This window comes from uncultured Brevundimonas sp., assembly GCF_937870815.1.
GTDB lineage: Bacteria > Pseudomonadota > Alphaproteobacteria > Caulobacterales > Caulobacteraceae > Brevundimonas.
Map to the genome: position 1 here is coordinate 1 of NZ_CALMZS010000128.1, position 4,379 is coordinate 4,379.

Genomic DNA, 4,379 nt, shown 5'->3' on the forward strand with positions numbered 1-4,379 from the left:
AGCATGGTGCGCGCCCCCTAGTGGTCATGGCTCGCGCCGGACTTTTCGATGTCCGCGCGAATGAGGAAGGCTCCATCGACGACATATTCGGTTCCGGGCTCCAGACCGCCCAGCACCTCCGTCCACTCCTCGGTCCGCCGTCCAAGATCGAGCATCCGCACCTCATAGGTGTTGCCGATCTTGGCGTAGACGACCTGGAAATCCCGGAATGGCTGGATGGCCCGGGTCCGGACCGCCAGCGCCACCTCGCCCTGGCCGACCTGGACCGCGCCCCGGACGCCCAGTCCCGGCCGCCAGACGCCGCCCTGATAGGGCAGGTCGACGTGGGCGACCAGGGTCTGGCTCAGCGGGTCGCTGGACGGCAGCACCGCCTCGATGACGCCGAGCGCGCGGTGTTCGCCCGCCAGGCTGGCGATCTCGACGCGCTGGCCGACCCGGACCCGTTCGGCGTCGCGGGGATAGAGGAAGAATTCAGCGTGGAGCCGGGTCGGATCGCCGATGGTCAGCATCGGCTCGCCATTGCCGGTGATGGCGCCGGGGTTGACGTTCTTGGCCGTGATCATTCCCGAGATCGGGGCGGTGACGGAATAGGTCTGCAGACTGTCGCTGGACTCGACGCGCGCCAGCACCTGACCCCGCGAGACGCGCTGGCCCAGCTGGACGTTCATCGCCACCACCCGTCCCGGATAGCGCGCGTGGACTTCGCTCTGTCCCTCGGGCGTGATCTCGACCCGGCCGCTGAGCGGCAGGCTCTCGCCCAGCACCGCCCCGCCGGCTCTCTGCGTCGTGACCCCGCCGGCCCGGGCGGCGTCGGCGGTTATCACCGTGCGGCCCTCATAGGATGGATAGGTCCAGGTCGACCGCTTGCCCGCATGGGTCGCCGCCACCGCGACGTCGAACGAGTGCGGTTCCACCACCACCGTAGGGCTCGCGAGATAGTCTGCGGTCGGCGTGAACGCGAAACGATCCACCGAAGGCCCCAGCCGCGTCAGGGCGATGGAGGCCTGGACCTGCCGCGGATCGAGCGGCTTGTCATTCAGATAGGGGTAGAGGCGATAGAGCGGCTCGGGACCCTCTTCAAAGATGGTGATCTCGAGGGAAAAATCGCCGTCCCGGAGCAGGCGGCCGTTGTGCGGACCCCGCTCATAGTCAGCGGCCGCCGCGCCGTCTGCGCCTTCGGTCTTTTCAGCCCGGCCTTGTCCGCAGGCTGAAACGCCGACGGCGAGGGCCAGCAGCGACGCGGCGATCACGCGCCGCGATGGGGTGTGACGGATCATGAGCGGGTCTCCAGGCCGAGCAGGTCGGCGTGCGCGCCGGTCAGCCGGTCAAGGCGGGCGCGGTCGATGTGGAATTGTTTGAGAACTGCGATTCTGCGGGCCTTGGTGGACAGGAGCGCGGTCTGGGCGGAAATGACGTCGTTGTAGGTGAATCCGCCCCGCGCGAAGCCGTCGCGGACGAGCGCCACGGCGCGCTCGGCCTGGGGTAGCGTCTCGGCGGCGATGCGCTGGGCCTCGAACGCCCGAGAGGCCAAAAGGACCTGGAGGCGGGCGATCTCCCGCTCGCGTTCCTGCCGGAGCGCCGCCATATCGGCCTCGGCCGCGACGCCTTCGAACCTCGCACGGTCGATGGCGCCCTCGTTTCGGTCATAACGCCCGAGCGGGATGGACCCGCCCACGACCAGGCCAAGGTCTTGTCCCTCCCAGAAGTGGCGGACGCCGACGCTGACTGTCGCGTCGGGGGTGGCGCGCGCCTGTTCCACACGGACTCTGGCTTGTGCGACGTCGCGCTGCGCGGCCAGAACCGCGAGGTCGATCTCGGCGGCGGGGCCGGCCACCTCGCGGGCGGCGCTGGTGTCCTCGAAATCGGCCGGATCGAGTGAGAAGTCCGAAGCGCCGATCCAGAACCGCCCCAGCGTGGCGCGGGCCAGACGGGCCTGTATCCCCGCCTGATCGAAATCGATCTGGGCCTGGGCGAGTTCAGCCTCGGCGCGGGCGCCGGCGAACAGCGGGTCGCGCGCCATGTCGACCCGACGCTGCACCTCGATCTGGAACCGCTCCGCCAGGGCGAGACGTTCGCGAGCGATCTCGAGTTCGGCCTGGGCTCCCAGGGCCTCCGCCCAGGCGCGCTGCACCTGCTCGAGCCGGTCCAGTCGCCGGATGGCCGCCTCTGCCTGGACAAGGGCCGCTTCACCCTGGGCGAGAGCGACGCGCGCCGGCCGATCGCCGCCCCGTTCGAACCGCTGTTCGTAGGACAGGGTCGTCTCGGTTCGGTCGATGATGGCGCCACCGCCTAGCGTCGGCAGGTTTTCGACCATCAGACCGAGCGTCGGATTGGGCCGGACGTCGGCCTGACGGACGGCGGCGCTGCCGGCGCGCGCCCGCGCCTCCGCTCCCGGCAAGCTCGGATCGACGCCGGCGGCGCGCGCGAGCGCGCCCTCCAGGGTCAGGGCGGCCGCTTCCGTTGCGGCCGACGGCGGGGTCTGCGCGAGCGCAGGAAGCGACGGCAACGCCGCCAGTGGAAGCGCCAGCGCCGAAACGGCCGCCAGACGCGTCCACGATCCGGCCAGGCCGGTGATCGGGGTGTTCAAGGATATCTCCGGGAAACGGGTTGCGCGCAGCCGAAGGGCCGCGTCGGTTCAGACGACCGTGCGCATCCGTTTCGGAGGGTATTCGGGTCCGTCCCGGCTCAAATCGCCCAAGGCTGGATCCACCCCGGGTGTACGGGCGGCGAGTCTTGACCGCAGACTGTCGTCTAGCGGATGCTCGGCTCGGGGAAGGGCGCCGTGGCTGTCGCCGCCGACCTGATGCCCGTGCCCAACCGGTCCTTCATTATCGACGTCCTCGGGGGACGCGTCATCGGATTGATCGTCCGGTGCGACGTGGACATGATCCGCGATCTGGTCGACCACCGTGTCGATCTCGACCAGCGCCACGGGGGGCCAATCGGCCGCATGAGCCATGCCGTGCTGCGCATCCGTCATGCCATGCATCGTCGTCACCGCCACAAGAGCGGTGCAAAGAAAGACACAGAAGGAACGAATCGAATTTCGCAAACGGGATCCCCGATCGGCATCTACCCGTGGCGCGGCGCTCACGCAACGGGGGACTTCCAGACAGATCGACGCGCTGGCGGGCGACCGCGCCGACACTCGCCCGGCCGACGGAACTTCAAGCCGCTCCTCTTGCGTTGAGGCCGTCGGTCGCCGGCGCACGGAAATCGGAGTTCGACCGGAAGTCGGGGATACGGACCATCCCGTCGGAGCGGGCCAAGGCCGAGCATCAGCACGTCGGCCCGCTAGGGGCGGACGCTATCGGGGTCTGGGTCTCGCTTGAGGACCTGGGGGTCTGGACCTGCGAATGCTGCGCCTCTGCCACAGGCTGCCGGTGGCGGCCTTGCAGGAGACTGGACTGAGCGCCCTTCATCCACGGGCCCTGCCGGGATCGACTGGTGGGCCTCCACCCAACCCTCAGGGCCTCATGGTCCACCCGCTTGGACATGGCTCTCGCGCCCGGCTTCTTCGCGGCGCGCCCAACGGTTAGACCTGAGCGAATGAAGACGTCTGCGATACGAGAAGTTCTGGAGGCCCGGCAGGTCTGGATCTACTTCGCCGCCGTGTTCGCCGCGGCTGGCGTCGGCCTCCTGATCCCCGGCACGGAGACTTTGGAAGGAGTGATCAACCCGGCGTTGGCGCTGATGTTGTTCGTCACCTTCCTGCAGGTGCCGGTGTCCGCCCTGACCCGCGCGCTCCGGGAATTGCGGTTCGTGGGGGTCCTGCTGGCGGTCAATTTCATCGCCGTGCCGGTGCTGGTGCTCGGCCTGGTGCAGTTCCTGCCGCCCGACCCATTGATCCGCCTGGGCGTGCTAATGGTGCTCCTTTGCCCGTGCATCGACTACGTCGTGACTTTCGCCCATTTGGGGCGGGCCGACGCCCGCTTGCTGCTGGCCGCGACGCCGGTGCTGCTGATCGCGCAGATGGCCCTGCTGCCGCTCTATCTGCGCCTGTTCCTCGGCGCCGAGGCGGCCGCCTATGTGCACCCGGGGCCCTTCATCCACGCCTTCGTCTGGCTGATCGCCATACCCTTCGTGTTGGCGGCCCTGGTTCAGGTTTGGGCGGCCAGCCGGGCCACGGGCGAGCGGGTCTCGGCATGGCTCGGCCTGGCGCCGGTGCCTGCGACGGCCCTGGTGTTGTTCGTCGTGGTCGCCGCCGTCGTGCGTCGGCCCTCGAGCCTCGCGCTTCCGGCGCGGTTCGCGATGGAGACCCATATTGCCGACGCGCTCGACGTTGACGCGATGGCGCGCGCCTTCAGCGGCTGCCAGGTCGTCATCCACGCCGCGATCGGCGATCCCGCCCAGATCGAGCGCATGCCCGCCGCGTTGTG

The 4,379-nt window shown here is 69.3% G+C and carries 4 protein-coding genes; 2 read left to right on the forward strand and 2 right to left on the reverse strand.

The window, feature by feature from the left end:
- Window positions 1-17: 17 nt before the first annotated feature.
- Together Q0588_RS08285 and Q0588_RS08290 are read right to left on the reverse strand one after the other, a co-directional pair.
- Window positions 18-1,277: an HlyD family efflux transporter periplasmic adaptor subunit gene (locus tag Q0588_RS08285; protein WP_298745462.1), complete on the reverse strand. Its 1,260-nt coding sequence runs from the start codon at window positions 1,275-1,277 to the stop codon at window positions 18-20.
- Window positions 1,274-2,587 carry a TolC family protein gene (locus tag Q0588_RS08290; RefSeq protein WP_298745463.1) on the reverse strand — a complete coding sequence of 438 codons (1,314 nt, stop codon included), beginning with the start codon at window positions 2,585-2,587 and terminating at the stop codon, window positions 1,274-1,276. Before Q0588_RS08290 ends, Q0588_RS08285 begins: the two co-directional genes overlap by 4 nt.
- Window positions 2,588-2,782: 195 nt before the next feature.
- On the opposite strand from Q0588_RS08290, the gene Q0588_RS08295 reads away from it, so the two are divergent.
- Both Q0588_RS08295 and Q0588_RS08300 read left to right on the forward strand, forming a co-directional pair.
- Complete coding sequence (locus tag Q0588_RS08295; RefSeq protein ID WP_298745464.1) at window positions 2,783-3,190, forward strand: hypothetical protein; 408 nt, start codon at window positions 2,783-2,785, stop codon at window positions 3,188-3,190.
- 359 nt (window positions 3,191-3,549) lie between these two features.
- Window positions 3,550-4,379, forward strand: an 830-nt coding sequence (locus Q0588_RS08300; protein ID WP_298745465.1) for a bile acid:sodium symporter, incomplete at its 3' end; no start/stop codon positions are given.